The sequence below is a fragment of the Kitasatospora sp. NPDC002965 genome (assembly GCF_040611255.1).
Taxonomy (GTDB): domain Bacteria; phylum Actinomycetota; class Actinomycetes; order Streptomycetales; family Streptomycetaceae; genus Kitasatospora.
On record NZ_JBEXNT010000308.1, the window covers coordinates 1 to 1,439 of the forward strand.

Below are 1,439 nucleotides of genomic sequence, written 5' to 3' on the forward strand. Positions count from 1 at the left end.
TGGACGGCGGGACCCGCCCGGTCACCGTCCGGCGGGTGCTGTTCGACAACGGCCAGGAGGGCCTTCAGGTCACCGCCCGGCTCCACGTGGAGCCGCGCACCGGCGAACCCGGAGCGGCCGGACGCGGTCGGCGCCCACAAGAACGTGGCCGAAGGCGGGGGCGAGCCGGAGACCGGGCCGCTCGCAGGCGCGCGCCAGGCCCTCGGTCGGTCCTGCGGCGGGCTGCCTGTCGAAGCCGAACGAGGTCGGCGGGGAAGGTCACTCGCCGGAAACGCTCTGCGCCTGCCGTCCAGCGTCTACGCAAGCTCCAGGGGAACGCGACTCGCCATGGTGCTCGGCGCCGGGAACGCGAACACACTGCCCGCCGGGACCGACTCCTGACGCGCTTCCCGGACATGGGGACCGGCCATCTCCGATGTCAGGTCAGGCGGCTGCCGCAGCTGCCTCCAGCGACGAGGTTCGGCCCCTACGCCAAGAGCGCCAGGTTCGCCAGAGAAACACCGGCCAGGCAATCGCCGCCGCCAGACCGCCAACGGCAAATGCCGTCACCAGCAGGTAGGCGGATCCGCCTCCAGTGGCGAAGACACCGCCGGTGGCACCAGAGTCCAGTGCTGTCGACGTGTCGCCGACCCGCAACGAGTCCGGTCCGTCGTAAAGGAGGGCGTTCGTGTGCGTGGAAGTGCCATCCGCGGCCTTCCAGTCGCCGTAGAAGTCACAGGACCCGTGGGTGCAGACCTTCCGGGCGACAGTGAATGTCCCGCTGACTCCGCCGCCGCTCTGCGCCTGCCAGGCCGGCACGAGATCCGGAGCGGCCTTTGCAATGCCGAGGACGGCTATGAACGGCAGGCCGATCCAGAGGAATATCGACATGCGCCAGTGGCGCTTTACGGGGGCGTTGCTCATGATCGCGGAGCCTACGAGGTGGGCCGGGTTTCGTAGAACCCCTCCAGCCGTGAAAAGCCCCCTACAAGGCGCATTTTGCCCTCACTGTTCGTGGCGATGAGACCAACCTCACTCAGGCGCGTCGCCCCACCTTGTCGTAGTGGTCCGTCGGACGTCCACGCGGCCCCGGTCAGTGCCGCGCGCGGGCCTCCGGCGAGCCGTCCGCCGGCCACGGACCGCCGGTCGCACGGCAGTTGTGCCGGACCAGCGGCAGCCGACAGCCGGTGTGCTACCCAGCCGTCGCACCGGCCGCGGAGCGGTCGGGGCGTCCGGACGGCGATGCTCCGGCCGGGAGGCGGGGTGTGGTCGGCCTGCCGGTGCTGCTTGCCCCGTGGAGGGGTGAGCGGCCGGACCGCCCGGTCCGGTCCGGGCGGTGGACGCCAGGGCCTCACCGTCCGGACCGTCCCACCAGGATCATTGCGCTCGACGCCCGCAACGACGTCGCCCGGCGCTGACCCGTCTACGACCGTCGCCCTCAGTGGTGGACTCGGAAATTC

The 1,439-nt window shown here is 71.0% G+C and carries 1 protein-coding gene; it reads right to left on the reverse strand.

Translation table 11 applies throughout. The annotated features are described in order from the left end of the window. Positions 1 to 423: 423 nt before the first annotated feature. Positions 424 to 903 (reverse strand): hypothetical protein, encoded by a 480-nt coding sequence (locus ABZY91_RS42025; RefSeq protein ID WP_355409525.1) that lies wholly within the window; start codon positions 901 to 903, stop codon positions 424 to 426. Positions 904 to 1,439 lie beyond the last annotated feature (536 nt).

What these genes read in the sequence shown, in the direction of transcription:
- ABZY91_RS42025 (WP_355409525.1), bottom strand. Translation starts at nt 903, where the DNA reads ATGAGCAACGCCCCCGTAAAGCGCCACTGGCGCATGTCGATATTCCTC.